Source organism: Carnobacterium pleistocenium FTR1 (assembly GCF_000744285.1).
Taxonomy (GTDB): Bacteria; Bacillota; Bacilli; order Lactobacillales; family Carnobacteriaceae; genus Carnobacterium_B; species Carnobacterium_B pleistocenium.
Genome location: NZ_JQLQ01000002.1, coordinates 2,443,510 through 2,459,170 on the forward strand (window position 1 = coordinate 2,443,510; position 15,661 = coordinate 2,459,170).

Annotated in this window: 4 protein-coding genes, 7 tRNA genes and 5 rRNA genes; all 16 read right to left on the reverse strand. The window is 43.0% G+C overall.

What is annotated here, in order from left to right:
* Positions 1–36: 36 nt before the first annotated feature.
* The 16 genes from BP17_RS11965 to BP17_RS12040 all read right to left on the reverse strand — a co-directional run bounded on the left by BP17_RS11965 (position 37) and on the right by BP17_RS12040 (position 15,563).
* Positions 37–108: transfer RNA gene (locus tag BP17_RS11965), tRNA-Gly, on the reverse strand.
* Positions 109–115: 7 nt separating this feature from the next.
* Positions 116–188, reverse strand: a tRNA-Thr gene (locus BP17_RS11970).
* A gap of 33 nt (positions 189–221) precedes the next feature.
* Positions 222–303: transfer RNA gene (locus tag BP17_RS11975), tRNA-Leu, on the reverse strand.
* Positions 304–343: 40 nt separating this feature from the next.
* Positions 344–416, reverse strand: a tRNA-Lys gene (locus BP17_RS11980).
* Between the two features lies 1 nt (position 417).
* A tRNA-Val gene (locus BP17_RS11985) sits at positions 418–493 on the reverse strand.
* Between the two features lie 25 nt (positions 494–518).
* A 5S ribosomal RNA gene (gene rrf / locus BP17_RS11990) occupies positions 519–634 on the reverse strand.
* Between the two features lie 88 nt (positions 635–722).
* Positions 723–3,643: ribosomal RNA gene (locus tag BP17_RS11995) — 23S ribosomal RNA — on the reverse strand.
* 159 nt (positions 3,644–3,802) lie between these two features.
* Positions 3,803–3,875 (reverse strand) — tRNA-Ala (locus BP17_RS12000).
* 39 nt (positions 3,876–3,914) lie between these two features.
* Positions 3,915–3,988 (reverse strand) — tRNA-Ile (locus tag BP17_RS12005).
* Between the two features lie 102 nt (positions 3,989–4,090).
* A 16S ribosomal RNA gene (locus BP17_RS12010) occupies positions 4,091–5,652 on the reverse strand.
* Together the 16S, 23S and 5S rRNA genes with 7 tRNA genes alongside form the textbook arrangement of a ribosomal RNA operon.
* Positions 5,653–6,160: 508 nt before the next feature.
* Positions 6,161–7,600 carry a glycoside hydrolase family 1 protein gene (locus BP17_RS12015; RefSeq protein ID WP_156956037.1) on the reverse strand — a complete coding sequence of 480 codons (1,440 nt, stop codon included), beginning with the start codon at positions 7,598–7,600 and terminating at the stop codon, positions 6,161–6,163.
* Positions 7,601–7,734: 134 nt separating this feature from the next.
* The gene (ascB, locus tag BP17_RS12020) at positions 7,735–9,195 is read right to left on the reverse strand and encodes a 6-phospho-beta-glucosidase (protein ID WP_035054690.1); all 1,461 of its coding nucleotides are present in this window, start codon (positions 9,193–9,195) and stop codon (positions 7,735–7,737) included.
* Positions 9,196–9,217: 22 nt separating this feature from the next.
* Positions 9,218–11,143, reverse strand: a complete 1,926-nt coding sequence (locus tag BP17_RS12025; RefSeq protein ID WP_035054692.1) for a beta-glucoside-specific PTS transporter subunit IIABC — start codon at positions 11,141–11,143, stop codon at positions 9,218–9,220.
* Positions 11,144–11,280: 137 nt separating this feature from the next.
* The gene (gene licT, locus BP17_RS12030; protein ID WP_035055493.1) at positions 11,281–12,123 is read right to left on the reverse strand and encodes a BglG family transcription antiterminator LicT; all 843 of its coding nucleotides are present in this window, start codon (positions 12,121–12,123) and stop codon (positions 11,281–11,283) included.
* A gap of 315 nt (positions 12,124–12,438) precedes the next feature.
* Positions 12,439–12,554: ribosomal RNA gene (gene rrf, locus BP17_RS12035) — 5S ribosomal RNA — on the reverse strand.
* An 88-nt stretch (positions 12,555–12,642) separates the two neighbouring features.
* Positions 12,643–15,563 (reverse strand): 23S ribosomal RNA (locus BP17_RS12040).
* Positions 15,564–15,661 lie beyond the last annotated feature (98 nt).

The following is a 15,661-nucleotide window of genomic DNA, read 5'->3' on the forward strand; positions in this document are numbered from 1 at the left end:
TTCATCTTACGAATAAGCTTACTAGTCAAACTAGTAAGCGAAAGACGGGATTCGAACCCGCGACCCCCACCTTGGCAAGGTGATGTTCTACCACTGAACTACTTTCGCAAAAGAATGCCGGCTAAAGGAGTTGAACCCTCGACCCTCTGATTACAAATCAGATGCTCTACCAACTGAGCTAAGCCGGCTGAAGTGATACCTCAATCATTTAATAAAGATAATGCGGGTGAAGGGACTTGAACCCCCACGTCTTACGACGCTAGATCCTAAATCTAGTGCGTCTGCCAATTCCGCCACACCCGCAAAAACATGGCATAACTAACCATATTTGACTGATTAGCTATGAGTCATGCAGGATTCGAACCTGCGACCCTCTGATTAAAAGTCAGATGCTCTACCAACTGAGCTAATGACTCATGGTGGAGGTTGACGGGCTCGAACCGCCGACCCTCTGCTTGTAAGGCAGATGCTCTCCCAACTGAGCTAAACCTCCATAAAAAAAAAAAACAATTGAATTTGCGTGGCAACGTCCTACTCTCACAAAGGGAAACCCTTCACTACCATCGGCGCTAAGAAGCTTAACTTCTGTGTTCGGCATGGGAACAGGTGTGACCTTCTTGCCATCATCACCACACAATTTCAATCAGAGAACATTGTTCTCTCAAAACTGGATAAGGTAAAAATCGTTTTTGTTCTGAATCCGTCGTACACCGGTTATTTCTTTGGTTAAGTCCTCGACCGATTAGTATTGGTCCGCTCCATATATCGCTATACTTCCACTTCCAACCTATCAACCTGATCATCTCTCAGGGGTCTTACTCACTTACGTGATGGGAAATCTCATCTTGAGGGGGGCTTCACGCTTAGATGCTTTCAGCGTTTATCCCGTCCACACATAGCTACCCAGCAATGCCCTTGGCAGAACAACTGGTACACCAGAGGTGTGTCCATCCCGGTCCTCTCGTACTAAGGACAGCTCCTCTCAAATTTCCTACGCCCGCGACGGATAGGGACCGAACTGTCTCACGACGTTCTGAACCCAGCTCGCGTACCGCTTTAATGGGCGAACAGCCCAACCCTTGGGACCGACTACAGCCCCAGGATGCGATGAGCCGACATCGAGGTGCCAAACCTCCCCGTCGATGTGGACTCTTGGGGGAGATAAGCCTGTTATCCCCAGGGTAGCTTTTATCCGTTGAGCGATGGCCCTTCCATACGGAACCACCGGATCACTAAGCCCGACTTTCGTCCCTGCTCGACTTGTAGGTCTCGCAGTCAAGCTCCCTTATGCCTTTACACTCTGCGAATGATTTCCAACCATTCTGAGGGAACCTTTGGGCGCCTCCGTTACACTTTAGGAGGCGACCGCCCCAGTCAAACTGCCCGTCAGACACTGTCTCCCAGCCCGATAAGGGCTGTGGGTTAGAGTGGTCATACAGCAAGGGTAGTATCCCACCAACGCCTCCACCAAGACTGGCGTCCTGGCTTCATTGGCTCCTACCTATCCTGTACAAGCTGTACAAACACTCAATATCAAACTGCAGTAAAGCTCCATGGGGTCTTTCCGTCCTGTCGCGGGTAACCTGCATCTTCACAGGTACTATAATTTCACCGAGTCTCTCGTTGAGACAGTGCCCAGATCGTTACGCCTTTCGTGCGGGTCGGAACTTACCCGACAAGGAATTTCGCTACCTTAGGACCGTTATAGTTACGGCCGCCGTTTACTGGGGCTTCAATTCTGAGCTTCGCCCGAGAGCTAACCCTTCCTCTTAACCTTCCAGCACCGGGCAGGCGTCAGCCCCTATACGTCATCTTACGATTTTGCAGAGACCTGTGTTTTTGATAAACAGTCGCCTGGGCCTATTCACTGCGGCTGACCAATTGGTCAGCACCCCTTCTCCCGAAGTTACGGGGTCATTTTGCCGAGTTCCTTAACGAGAGTTCTCTCGCACACCTTAGGATTCTCTCCTCGACTACCTGTGTCGGTTTGCGGTACGGGCAGTTTGTTTCTAACTAGAAGCTTTTCTTGACAGTGTGACATCGGGAACTTCGGTACTTAATTTCCCTCCCCATCACAACTTGTTCTTAAAGAAGCAAGCATTTGACTCACTTCAAAACTTGTTGCTTGGACGTGCATATCCAACAGCACGTATTCCTTAGCCTACTGTGTCCCTCCATTGTTCAAACAAAACAAACTGGTACAGGAATCTCAACCTGTTGTCCATCGTCTACGCCATTCGGCCTCGACTTAGGTCCCGACTAACCCTGGGAGGACGAGCCTTCCCCAGGAAACCTTAGTCATTCGGTGGACGGGATTCTCACCCGTCTTTCGCTACTCATACCGGCATTCTCACTTCTAAGCGCTCCACTAGTCCTCACGATCTAGCTTCAACGCCCTTAGAACGCTCTCCTACCATAGAACCAATGGTTCTATCCACAGCTTCGGTGTTATGTTTAGCCCCGGTAAATTTTCGGCGCAGGGTCACTCGACTAGTGAGCTATTACGCACTCTTTAAATGATGGCTGCTTCTGAGCCAACATCCTAGTTGTCTAAGCAACTCCACATCCTTTTCCACTTAACATAAACTTTGGGACCTTAGCTGGTGGTCTGGGCTGTTTCCCTTTCGACTACGGATCTTATCACTCGCAGTCTGACTCCCGGATATAAATCAATGGCATTCGGAGTTTATCTGAATTCGGTAACCCTAGAAGGGCCCCTAGTCCAAACAGTTGCTCTACCTCCATGATTCTAATTCCGAGGCTAGCCCTAAAGCTATTTCGGAGAGAACCAGCTATCTCCAAGTTCGATTGGAATTTCTCCGCTACCCACACCTCATCCCCGCATTTTTCAACATACGTGGGTTCGGTCCTCCAGTGCGTATTACCGCACCTTCAACCTGGACATGGGTAGATCACTTGGTTTCGGGTCTACGACCACATACTCATTCGCCCTATTCAGACTCGCTTTCGCTACGGCTCCGTCTCATCAACTTAACCTCGCATGTGATCGTAACTCGCCGGTTCATTCTACAAAAGGCACGCTATCACCCATTAACGGGCTTTAACTATTTGTAGGCACACGGTTTCAGGGGCTATTTCACTCCTCTTCCGAGGTTCTTTTCACCTTTCCCTCACGGTACTGGTTCACTATCGGTCACTAGGGAGTATTTAGCCTTGGGAGATGGTCCTCCCGGATTCCGACGGAATTTCTCGTGTTCCGCCGTACTCAGGATACTGATCAGAGTGAAATTGGTTTCGGTTACAGGGCTTTTACCTTCTTCGGCAGACCTTTCCAGGTCGCTTCTCCTACCAACTTCATTTATGACTCTATATGTTCAGTCCTACAACCCCAGAAAGCAAGCTTTCTGGTTTGGGCTATTCCCGTTTCGCTCGCCGCTACTCAGGGAATCGATTTTTCTTTCTCTTCCTGCAGGTACTTAGATGTTTCAGTTCTCTGCGTCTACCTCTACTGACCTATGTATTCAGTCAGCAGTAACATCCTATCAAAGATGCTGGGTTCCCCCATTCGGAAATCTTTGGATCAAAGCTCACTTACAGCTCCCCAAAGCATATCGGCGTTAGTCCCGTCCTTCATCGGCTCCTAGTGCCAAGGCATTCACCGTGCGCCCTTATTAACTTAACCTATGGTTAATCGTTAATGTTTAATACTCATCTTTCGATGAGAACCTTAAAAAACTTATTTTTTAAAAATTTTCGGTGTGTTTCTGGTTTCTTACTTAATTACGATTTTTAACTTTATCCAGTTTTCAAAGAACAATTCTTTTCGCAACTAAAGTTGCAATGGAGCCTAGCGGGATCGAACCGCTGACCTCCTGCGTGCAAGGCAGGCGCTCTCCCAGCTGAGCTAAGGCCCCGGGAACTAATATTTCATGTTATTTTTCAAAAATGAAAAGTGGGCCTAAATGGACTCGAACCATCGACCTCACGCTTATCAGGCGTGCGCTCTAACCAGCTGAGCTATAGGCCCAACGTATTAGGCATTTCAGTAAAGCTTTTTTTTGAGAAGATTAGACCTCTCAAAACTAAACAAAGTAAAGACGAATGTGTGGGTTTCCGTTATATTCCTTAGAAAGGAGGTGATCCAGCCGCACCTTCCGATACGGCTACCTTGTTACGACTTCACCCCAATTATCTGTCCCACCTTAGGCGGCTGGCTCCCAAAAGGGTTACCTCACCGACTTCGGGTGTTACAAACTCTCGTGGTGTGACGGGCGGTGTGTACAAGACCCGGGAACGTATTCACCGCGGCGTGCTGATCCGCGATTACTAGCGATTCCGGCTTCATGCAGGCGAGTTGCAGCCTGCAATCCGAACTGAGAATGGCTTTAAGAGATTAGCTTGGCCTCGCGACCTTGCGACTCGTTGTACCATCCATTGTAGCACGTGTGTAGCCCAGGTCATAAGGGGCATGATGATTTGACGTCATCCCCACCTTCCTCCGGTTTATCACCGGCAGTCTCACTAGAGTGCCCAACTGAATGCTGGCAACTAATAATAGGGGTTGCGCTCGTTGCGGGACTTAACCCAACATCTCACGACACGAGCTGACGACAACCATGCACCACCTGTCACTTTGTCCCCGAAGGGAAAGCCCTATCTCTAGGGTGGTCAAAGGATGTCAAGACCTGGTAAGGTTCTTCGCGTTGCTTCGAATTAAACCACATGCTCCACCGCTTGTGCGGGTCCCCGTCAATTCCTTTGAGTTTCAACCTTGCGGTCGTACTCCCCAGGCGGAGTGCTTAATGCGTTAGCTGCAGCACTGAAGGGCGGAAACCCTCCAACACTTAGCACTCATCGTTTACGGCGTGGACTACCAGGGTATCTAATCCTGTTTGCTCCCCACGCTTTCGAGCCTCAGCGTCAGTTACAGACCAGAGAGTCGCCTTCGCCACTGGTGTTCCTCCACATATCTACGCATTTCACCGCTACACGTGGAATTCCACTCTCCTCTTCTGCACTCAAGTTCCCCAGTTTCCAATGACCTTCCCCGGTTGAGCCGGGGGCTTTCACATCAGACTTAAAGAACCGCCTGCGCTCGCTTTACGCCCAATAAATCCGGACAACGCTTGCCACCTACGTATTACCGCGGCTGCTGGCACGTAGTTAGCCGTGGCTTTCTGGTTAGATACCGTCAGGGGATGAGCAGTTACTCTCATCCTTGTTCTTCTCTAACAACAGAGTTTTACGATCCGAAAACCTTCTTCACTCACGCGGCATTGCTCCGTCAGACTTTCGTCCATTGCGGAAGATTCCCTACTGCTGCCTCCCGTAGGAGTCTGGGCCGTGTCTCAGTCCCAGTGTGGCCGATCACCCTCTCAGGTCGGCTACGTATCATCGCCTTGGTGAGCCATTACCTCACCAACTAGCTAATACGCCGCGGGTCCATCCATAAGCGGTAGCCGAAGCCACCTTTCTTCTATTCGTCATGTGACGTTTAGAAATATGCGGTATTAGCATCCGTTTCCGAATGTTATCCCCCTCTTATGGGCAGGTTACCCACGTGTTACTCACCCGTCCGCCACTCCTTGACTTCGGTGGGTGCAAGCACCCGGTGAAATCAAAGCGTTCGACTTGCATGTATTAGGCATGCCGCCAGCGTTCGTCCTGAGCCAGGATCAAACTCTCATATAAAATGATGCTTGAAGCTCATTATTGAATTGCTAGCGAATAATTATTCACTAATTTTGTTACTGTTGACTTAGCACTGCTAAGTCACCCTCACATTTTGTTCGTTTTACTTTGTTTAGTTTTCAAAGGTCTAAAGTGTGTTGTTTGTTTGTGACAACTTATATATAATATCATGTCTCAAATCGTCTGTCAACAACTTTTCAAAATTTTTCTTTGTGTTGTATACCGGTTTGTTTCAACCTGTCTCAACGACATTTACAAATATACCAGTGAAACCAACATTCGTCAATGTTTTTCTAGAATAAATTCGATTTATTTTTCAAACCAGAACATTCAACATTAAATCAGATTCTATTCTCTTTAAAATCGCTAAAAAAAACGAATAATAGTATCGTTTTTCTACTAATTATAAGGGAAATATCATTTTATACTATTTTACATATTTATACTTTTATTTTATATTATATACATAAAAAAATCCCTACAAGTTTAAAACCTTGCAGGGATCTTTTTATTTTTCGCTAAGACTTGTTCCATTTGTTTCAATAACTTTTTTATACCAGAAGAAGCTTTCCTTTTTATACCGTTCTAACGTTCCTGAACCATCATCATGACGATCAACATAAATGAACCCGTAACGTTTCTTTAACTCAGCTGTTGAAGCACTAACTAAATCGATACAGCCCCAAGTTGTATATCCCATAACTTGGACACCATCTTTAAGTGCCTCTCCAACCTGTACTAGATGATCATTTAGATATTTGATACGGTAATCATCATTAACTGTTTTATTGCCATTTTCATCGGTAATCAACTCATCATTTGCCCCTAATCCATTTTCGACAATGAACAATGGTTTTTGATATCTATCCCAAAAGCTATTTAATACAATACGTAGTCCTTTAGGATCAATTTGCCATCCCCATTCAGAAGCTTCTAAATAAGGATTAGATATGCCGCCCAAAATATTTCCCTTGCCTTTTTCTCTTTTGCTTTCATCAGCGGTTTCAGTAGAACTCATATAATAACTGAATGAAATAAAATCAACTGTATTTTTTAATAGTTCTTCGTCTTCTGGACCATAATCTAACTCGATAGCATTTTCACGGAAAAATCTCTTCATGTAGCCTGGATAAGTGCCTCGAACATGTACATCGGAGAAGAAGTAATTTTTGCGCTCGGCCTCCATAACAGCAATAATATCATCTGGATGAGATGTCAATGGATAAGTTGGCATAGCTAAAACCATACAACCAATTTGTGCTTCTGGCATAATTTTATGTCCAATTTTCGTAGCTGAAGCACTTGCTACTAACTCGTGATGGACAGCCTGGTACAAATCTTTTTGAGTCAGCTTTTCTGGAGCAGTAGCTATTCCACCACTCATGAACGGTGCATGTATAATTGAATTGATTTCATTGAAGGTCAACCAATATTTCACTTTTCCTTTGTAACGTGTAAAGACAGTACGGACATAATTTTCATAAAATCCAATCATTTTACGGTTGACCCAGCCATCGTATTCTTTGGCTAAATGAAGTGGCGTTTCATAATGAGAAAGCGTTACTAACGGTTCGATATTGTATTTAAGCAATTCATCGAATAAATCATCGTAAAATTTCAGTCCAGCTTCATTTGGTTCTGTTTCGTCTCCATTAGGAAAGATACGCGACCAGGCAATTGATGTACGAAAGGTTTTAAATCCCATTTCTGCAAATAACTTAACATCCTCTTTGTAGCGATGATAAAAATCAATTCCTACAAGTTTCATATTATCTTCTGTAGGTACTTCAGTTATCGGACCAAATCCGCCATGTGGCGTTACATCTTGTACAGTTAATCCCTTGCCGTCTTCATTATAAGCACCTTCTAATTGGTTCGCAGCAACTGCTCCGCCCCACAAAAAATCTTTTGGAAATTGGTCTACTGTCAAAGTGATCTTCTCCTTCATATTGCTTAATTATTTTCACTTATTCGCATTATTTTTTTCGTTACATTAAGTATAACATGCTATTTTCCAATTATTGAAAGCAGTTGCAAGGAATACCACATCCGTTTCATGGATATTCCTTTGCCCACCTAACTTTACTTACTTAAATCTGTTCCATTCGTTTCTATGACTTTTTTATACCAGAAGAACGAGTCTTTTCTTGAGCGATTTAAAGTACCCTTTCCTTCGTCATCTTGATCAACGTAAACATACCCATAGCGTTTAGACATTTCTGAAGTAGAAGCACTAACTAAATCGATTGCTCCCCAGCTTGTGTAACCCATTAAATCTACGCCATCTTTAATTGCTTCTTTCATTTGTTCAATATGCTTTTGCAAATAGTCGATCCGATAATCATCATGAATACTTCCATCTTCTTCTACTGCATCATATGCTCCTAGACCATTTTCAACAATGAATAAGGGCAGTTGGTACCGATCATAAAAATCATTCAGCGTCCATCTTAATCCGATGGGATCAATTTGCCAGCCCCAATCGGAGGTTTCTAGATAGGTATTTTTTATTCCTCCCATAAAGTTGCCATTAACCTGATTTTCTAACGGTTTCGAACTAGTCGTACTGGACATATAATAACTGAAAGAAATAAAATCAACGGGATAAGCTTTCAAAATCTCATCATCTCCGCGTTCCTTATAAATGTTAATCTTCTTTTCATGAAAGTAACGATCCATATAAGTAGGATACTCGCCACGCGCTTGAACGTCTGTGAAGAATAAGTTCAATTGGTTTTCCTCTTGAGCTTTTAAGACATCTTTCGGGTTGTTGGTTTCAGGATAAGTTGTCATACGAGCTAGCATACACCCTATTTTAAATTCTGGATTAATTTCATGTCCAATTTTTGTAGCCAATGCACTAGCTACAAATTGATGATGTCCCGCTTGATAAGACAACTCCAATGGATTTTCTGCATCTTCTACTAACACTCCGCCTCCTGTATAAGGACTTAGTGTGATAATGTTGATTTCATTAAATGTTAGCCAATATTTAACCTTATTTTGATAACGCGTGAAGACTGTTTCAGCATACTGAACAAAGATGTCAATAACTTTACGATCAGCCCATCCATTATACTTCAATGTCAGGTTCAGTGGTGTTTCATAATGAGATAAGGTTACTAACGGTTCAATACCGTATTTCAAACATTCATCAAATACATTATCATAAAAAGCTAATCCCGCTTCATTCGGTGTAGCATCATCTCCATTAGGGAAGATACGTGCCCAGTTAAGAGATAACCTGAACACTTTAAATCCCATTTCAGCAAGTAAAGCAATGTCCTCTTTATAATGATGATAGAAATCAACCCCAAAACGTTTCGGGAAAACAGCATCTACGTTTCCTGCTAAAATTTCCTCAATTTCGTTACGCGAAACATCTAACGAAAATCCTCCTCCACGTTCTTCTTTAGGAATGAATCTAACCATGTCTGCAGTTGAAAGGCCTTTTCCTCCCTCGTTATATGCTCCTTCAAACTGGTTAGCTGCAGTTGCCCCACCCCATAAAAATCCTTTTGGAAAACCTTCAATTTTCTTCATCTCATTACCTCATTTTCTAATTTTATATCACTATAGTCATCAATTGCTCTGTTGAAGCAATCGTTGTTTTTTCTGTTGTAATGACATCTAGATAATTTTGTGAATTTGTAATAACAATTGGCGTAATGATGCTATAACCTGCATTTTTAATTTTTTCAATATCAAATTCAATCAACAATTGACCTTTTGTTACTTTATCTCCTTGTTTAACGTGTGGAACAAATCCTTCTCCATCCAATTGAACAGTATCCATACCGATATGAATCAAAATTTCTGTACCCTCATCTGAAGTTATCCCAATTGCATGTGCTGTAGGGAACAACATTGTAATGACTCCATTAACTGGTGAAACTACTTTTCCTTCCACGGGATCAATAGCAAGACCTTTTCCCATTGCTCCAGAAGAAAAAGCTTCATCTCGCACATTAGAAAGGGGTATAATAGATCCTTTTAACGGACTTTCAATAACATCTTTTCCAATATAAACTTCATTACCTGACTCAATTACGCCATCCTTAGATGTTTCTGCGACAACTACATCGTCTTCATATAATTTACCGAATCCGACAATATACGTTAATACAAAACCAAGGATAGTTGAAGCGATAATGATAGCGATAACTCCTAACACTGAACCGTTATTTCCACCAGCCGGATTCAAAAAGTTTGTGATTCCAAAAACTCCTAATCCACCGACCATAAATATTTTAGCATCAATCAACCCAATGGCTGCCCCACCAATCGCCCCAGCAATACAACTCATGATGAATGGTTTTTTAAGTGGTAAACTGATTCCATAAATAGCCGGTTCAGTCACTCCAAATATACCGGAAATAATAGAAGGAATGCTCAATGATTTAACTTTTTTCTCTTTTGTTTTCAACATTACTGCAATAATCGCACCTGTTTGTGCAAATGAAGCTGCAAAAGACATAGCTACAACAGGATCACTTCCATAAACAGCTAAATTATTAAGTGCTACTGGAATTAGACCCCAGTGTAATCCAAACATAACGAAGATTTGCCAAAATCCACCGATGATCAAGCCAGCAACAACTGGACTTAAGTTATAAACAGCTAACGTTCCTGCTCCTACCAAACTACCTGCCCAGGTTGCAATAGGGCCAATAATGATAAAAGTTAGCGGGACAACTACTAACAGTGTAAAGAAGGGAACTAAAAATGTTTTAACAACATCTGGAATGAATTTCTTCAAACCTTTTTCTACTTTTGAAGCCAATATAATAGATAGAATGATTGGAATAACTGAAGAAGAATACGTCATCAAAATAAGCGGTATTCCTAAAAATTCAATAAAAACTGGTGACTCAATTAATGTTCCAGCAAATAATGTGTATAGCGGTTCTCCTGCTGTTATACCAGTTAAGGTTGGATAAACCAATGATGCTCCAATAGCCATTGCCGTAAATTGATTCACATTCAATTTTTTACTGGCTGTAAGAGCTAAGAAAATGGGGAAGAAATAAAATAGTGAATCTCCGATGGCATTTAATATTTGATACGTACCCGATTCAACTGTTAACCATCCAAAAGCTACAAATAGCGCATTAAATCCTTTGATCATCCCAGTAGCTGCTAAAGTTCCTAAAGTTGGTGCAAAAATTCCAGAAATCAAATCAATAAATTTATTAAAGATACTTGTCTTTTCTGAGTCTTGTGAATCAGACTCGTCTAAAGTATTTAAATTTCCTACTGCCATTACTTCTTGATAAACATCTGGAACATGGTTTCCAATAACAACTTGATACTGTCCTCCACTTTTGATTACGGTTACAATTCCATCCGTTTTCTTTAATACGTCTGTATTTGCTCTACTTTCATCTTTTAGCTTAAAACGTAAACGAGTAACGCAATGTGTTAAGTTATTAATATTTTCAGTACCACCAACGTTTTCTATAATTGATTTAGCCAATGCTTCATACTTCATGATAAGTCCTTCTCTCTTTTATTTTTTTAAAAAGAAAAACCTAAATCGATAGCATGACGCATCTTTATTAGATACATACTAGCTATCAACTTAGGTTTTGCCCGTTTACACAGTAACAATCCATCATTGATGTGTGATTATTTAATTTTTTCACTCGTCACTCGTTGGATATGAATCGCTAAGTAGACCTGTTCATCTTTCGCTAATAACGTGTGGTGCTTATTTTTAAGATAGTTATTGATTTTATTGCTGCATTCGAAAGCTTTTGGGTATTTTATTTTGACCTGTTCGAACAAAAAGTCATCATTCGAGCTTTTGTCCTCATGTTCAAGCATTCTACGTGCAAAATATTGCAGATGAGTCACAAAACGAGAGTAGTTAAAGGAATCTTCATTAAAAACAATACCAAATTGCAATCTCACAATTGTTAAAATATCTTGTACAATTTCCGTCATTTTAACTGTGATTCCTATTTCTTGCCCATCTTGTTTAGCATTCACAATATGTAAGGCTATAGATGCTGCCTCATCTTCGCTCATTAGTACACCGAATTTGGCTTTTATAGTTTCTAACGTTTTTAATCCAATTTCATATTCTGGCTTATAAAATTTTTTTATTTCCCAAGTTAAAGGGTTTTTTATTTCGATTCCTTCACCTGTTCGTTTTATTGCATAATTCAAGTGATCTGTTAAGGTTAAATAAATATTATTGCTTAGTTTAGTTTTTAAAATAGCTTGAGCATACTTGATCGTATCTGTCGCTATTTCTATAATTTCTGGTTTGATTTCTTTAAACAAAGTGGAAAAAGTTTCAATACCTTCATTTCCTTCTGGTACAAAAGTTTTTTCTATTTTTTTGACTTCAATCGTATCGCCAACTTTACGTTGAAAAGCAATTCCTCTTCCCATTACTACCATTTCTTCCTTAGTATCAGTTAAAGTAATTACAACATTATTATTCAATACTTTTTCTATTCTCATTTTATCGCTTTGCTCACCAACTTTCACCTTATAGAAAATTAAAAACCTAAACTCATTCCAAATACTCTATCACTAATGGATTAGAGCTATTTCGAATCAATTTAGGTTTTGCCTGCCGAAGCAGTAACAATCCTTTATTGAAATCAATATAACACGACATTCTTTTTTATGCAAGCGTTTTTTTAATTGTTTTATCAAACTTTGTCATTCCAAATAAGTGCTTCTTGAGAAGGATCTATAATTTTTGGTTTTAGTTAGCTGCTTTAAATTGATCACAAAAAAAAGACACCATCCGAAGATGATGTCTTTCTAGTTGCGTGGCAACGTCCTACTCTCACAAAGGGAAACCCTTCACTACCATCGGCGCTAAGAAGCTTAACTTCTGTGTTCGGCATGGGAACAGGTGTGACCTTCTTGCCATCATCACCACACAATTTCAATCAGAGAACATTGTTCTCTCAAAACTGGATAAGGTAAAAATCGTTTTTGTTCTGAATCCGTCGTACACCGGTTATTTCTTTGGTTAAGTCCTCGACCGATTAGTATTGGTCCGCTCCATATATCGCTATACTTCCACTTCCAACCTATCAACCTGATCATCTCTCAGGGGTCTTACTCACTTACGTGATGGGAAATCTCATCTTGAGGGGGGCTTCACGCTTAGATGCTTTCAGCGTTTATCCCGTCCACACATAGCTACCCAGCAATGCCCTTGGCAGAACAACTGGTACACCAGAGGTGTGTCCATCCCGGTCCTCTCGTACTAAGGACAGCTCCTCTCAAATTTCCTACGCCCGCGACGGATAGGGACCGAACTGTCTCACGACGTTCTGAACCCAGCTCGCGTACCGCTTTAATGGGCGAACAGCCCAACCCTTGGGACCGACTACAGCCCCAGGATGCGATGAGCCGACATCGAGGTGCCAAACCTCCCCGTCGATGTGGACTCTTGGGGGAGATAAGCCTGTTATCCCCAGGGTAGCTTTTATCCGTTGAGCGATGGCCCTTCCATACGGAACCACCGGATCACTAAGCCCGACTTTCGTCCCTGCTCGACTTGTAGGTCTCGCAGTCAAGCTCCCTTATGCCTTTACACTCTGCGAATGATTTCCAACCATTCTGAGGGAACCTTTGGGCGCCTCCGTTACACTTTAGGAGGCGACCGCCCCAGTCAAACTGCCCGTCAGACACTGTCTCCCAGCCCGATAAGGGCTGTGGGTTAGAGTGGTCATACAGCAAGGGTAGTATCCCACCAACGCCTCCACCAAGACTGGCGTCCTGGCTTCATTGGCTCCTACCTATCCTGTACAAGCTGTACAAACACTCAATATCAAACTGCAGTAAAGCTCCATGGGGTCTTTCCGTCCTGTCGCGGGTAACCTGCATCTTCACAGGTACTATAATTTCACCGAGTCTCTCGTTGAGACAGTGCCCAGATCGTTACGCCTTTCGTGCGGGTCGGAACTTACCCGACAAGGAATTTCGCTACCTTAGGACCGTTATAGTTACGGCCGCCGTTTACTGGGGCTTCAATTCTGAGCTTCGCCCGAGAGCTAACCCTTCCTCTTAACCTTCCAGCACCGGGCAGGCGTCAGCCCCTATACGTCATCTTACGATTTTGCAGAGACCTGTGTTTTTGATAAACAGTCGCCTGGGCCTATTCACTGCGGCTGACCAATTGGTCAGCACCCCTTCTCCCGAAGTTACGGGGTCATTTTGCCGAGTTCCTTAACGAGAGTTCTCTCGCACACCTTAGGATTCTCTCCTCGACTACCTGTGTCGGTTTGCGGTACGGGCAGTTTGTTTCTAACTAGAAGCTTTTCTTGACAGTGTGACATCGGGAACTTCGGTACTTAATTTCCCTCCCCATCACAACTTGTTCTTAAAGAAGCAAGCATTTGACTCACTTCAAAACTTGTTGCTTGGACGTGCATATCCAACAGCACGTATTCCTTAGCCTACTGTGTCCCTCCATTGTTCAAACAAAACAAACTGGTACAGGAATCTCAACCTGTTGTCCATCGTCTACGCCATTCGGCCTCGACTTAGGTCCCGACTAACCCTGGGAGGACGAGCCTTCCCCAGGAAACCTTAGTCATTCGGTGGACGGGATTCTCACCCGTCTTTCGCTACTCATACCGGCATTCTCACTTCTAAGCGCTCCACTAGTCCTCACGATCTAGCTTCAACGCCCTTAGAACGCTCTCCTACCATAGAACCAATGGTTCTATCCACAGCTTCGGTGTTATGTTTAGCCCCGGTAAATTTTCGGCGCAGGGTCACTCGACTAGTGAGCTATTACGCACTCTTTAAATGATGGCTGCTTCTGAGCCAACATCCTAGTTGTCTAAGCAACTCCACATCCTTTTCCACTTAACATAAACTTTGGGACCTTAGCTGGTGGTCTGGGCTGTTTCCCTTTCGACTACGGATCTTATCACTCGCAGTCTGACTCCCGGATATAAATCAATGGCATTCGGAGTTTATCTGAATTCGGTAACCCTAGAAGGGCCCCTAGTCCAAACAGTTGCTCTACCTCCATGATTCTAATTCCGAGGCTAGCCCTAAAGCTATTTCGGAGAGAACCAGCTATCTCCAAGTTCGATTGGAATTTCTCCGCTACCCACACCTCATCCCCGCATTTTTCAACATACGTGGGTTCGGTCCTCCAGTGCGTATTACCGCACCTTCAACCTGGACATGGGTAGATCACTTGGTTTCGGGTCTACGACCACATACTCATTCGCCCTATTCAGACTCGCTTTCGCTACGGCTCCGTCTCATCAACTTAACCTCGCATGTGATCGTAACTCGCCGGTTCATTCTACAAAAGGCACGCTATCACCCATTAACGGGCTTTAACTATTTGTAGGCACACGGTTTCAGGGGCTATTTCACTCCTCTTCCGAGGTTCTTTTCACCTTTCCCTCACGGTACTGGTTCACTATCGGTCACTAGGGAGTATTTAGCCTTGGGAGATGGTCCTCCCGGATTCCGACGGAATTTCTCGTGTTCCGCCGTACTCAGGATACTGATCAGAGTGAAATTGGTTTCGGTTACAGGGCTTTTACCTTCTTCGGCAGACCTTTCCAGATCGCTTCTCCTACCAACTTCATTTATGACTCTATATGTTCAGTCCTACAACCCCAGAAAGCAAGCTTTCTGGTTTGGGCTATTCCCGTTTCGCTCGCCGCTACTCAGGGAATCGATTTTTCTTTCTCTTCCTGCAGGTACTTAGATGTTTCAGTTCTCTGCGTCTACCTCTACTGACCTATGTATTCAGTCAGCAGTAACATCCTATCAAAGATGCTGGGTTCCCCCATTCGGAAATCTTTGGATCAAAGCTCACTTACAGCTCCCCAAAGCATATCGGCGTTAGTCCCGTCCTTCATCGGCTCCTAGTGCCAAGGCATTCACCGTGCGCCCTTATTAACTTAACCTATGGTTAATCGTTAATGTTTAATACTCATCTTTCGATGAGAACCTTAAAAAACTTATTTTTTTAAAACTTTTCGGTGTGTTTCTGGTTTCTTACTTA

Excerpts from the sequence above, each read along its gene's own strand:
- BP17_RS12015 (WP_156956037.1), bottom strand. The coding sequence starts at position 7,600 with ATGAAGGAGAAGATCACTTTGACAGTAGACCAATTTCCAAAAGATTTT.
- ascB (WP_035054690.1), bottom strand. The coding sequence starts at position 9,195 with ATGAAGAAAATTGAAGGTTTTCCAAAAGGATTTTTATGGGGTGGGGCA.
- BP17_RS12025 (WP_035054692.1), bottom strand. The coding sequence starts at position 11,143 with ATGAAGTATGAAGCATTGGCTAAATCAATTATAGAAAACGTTGGTGGT.
- licT (WP_035055493.1), bottom strand. The coding sequence starts at position 12,123 with ATGAGAATAGAAAAAGTATTGAATAATAATGTTGTAATTACTTTAACT.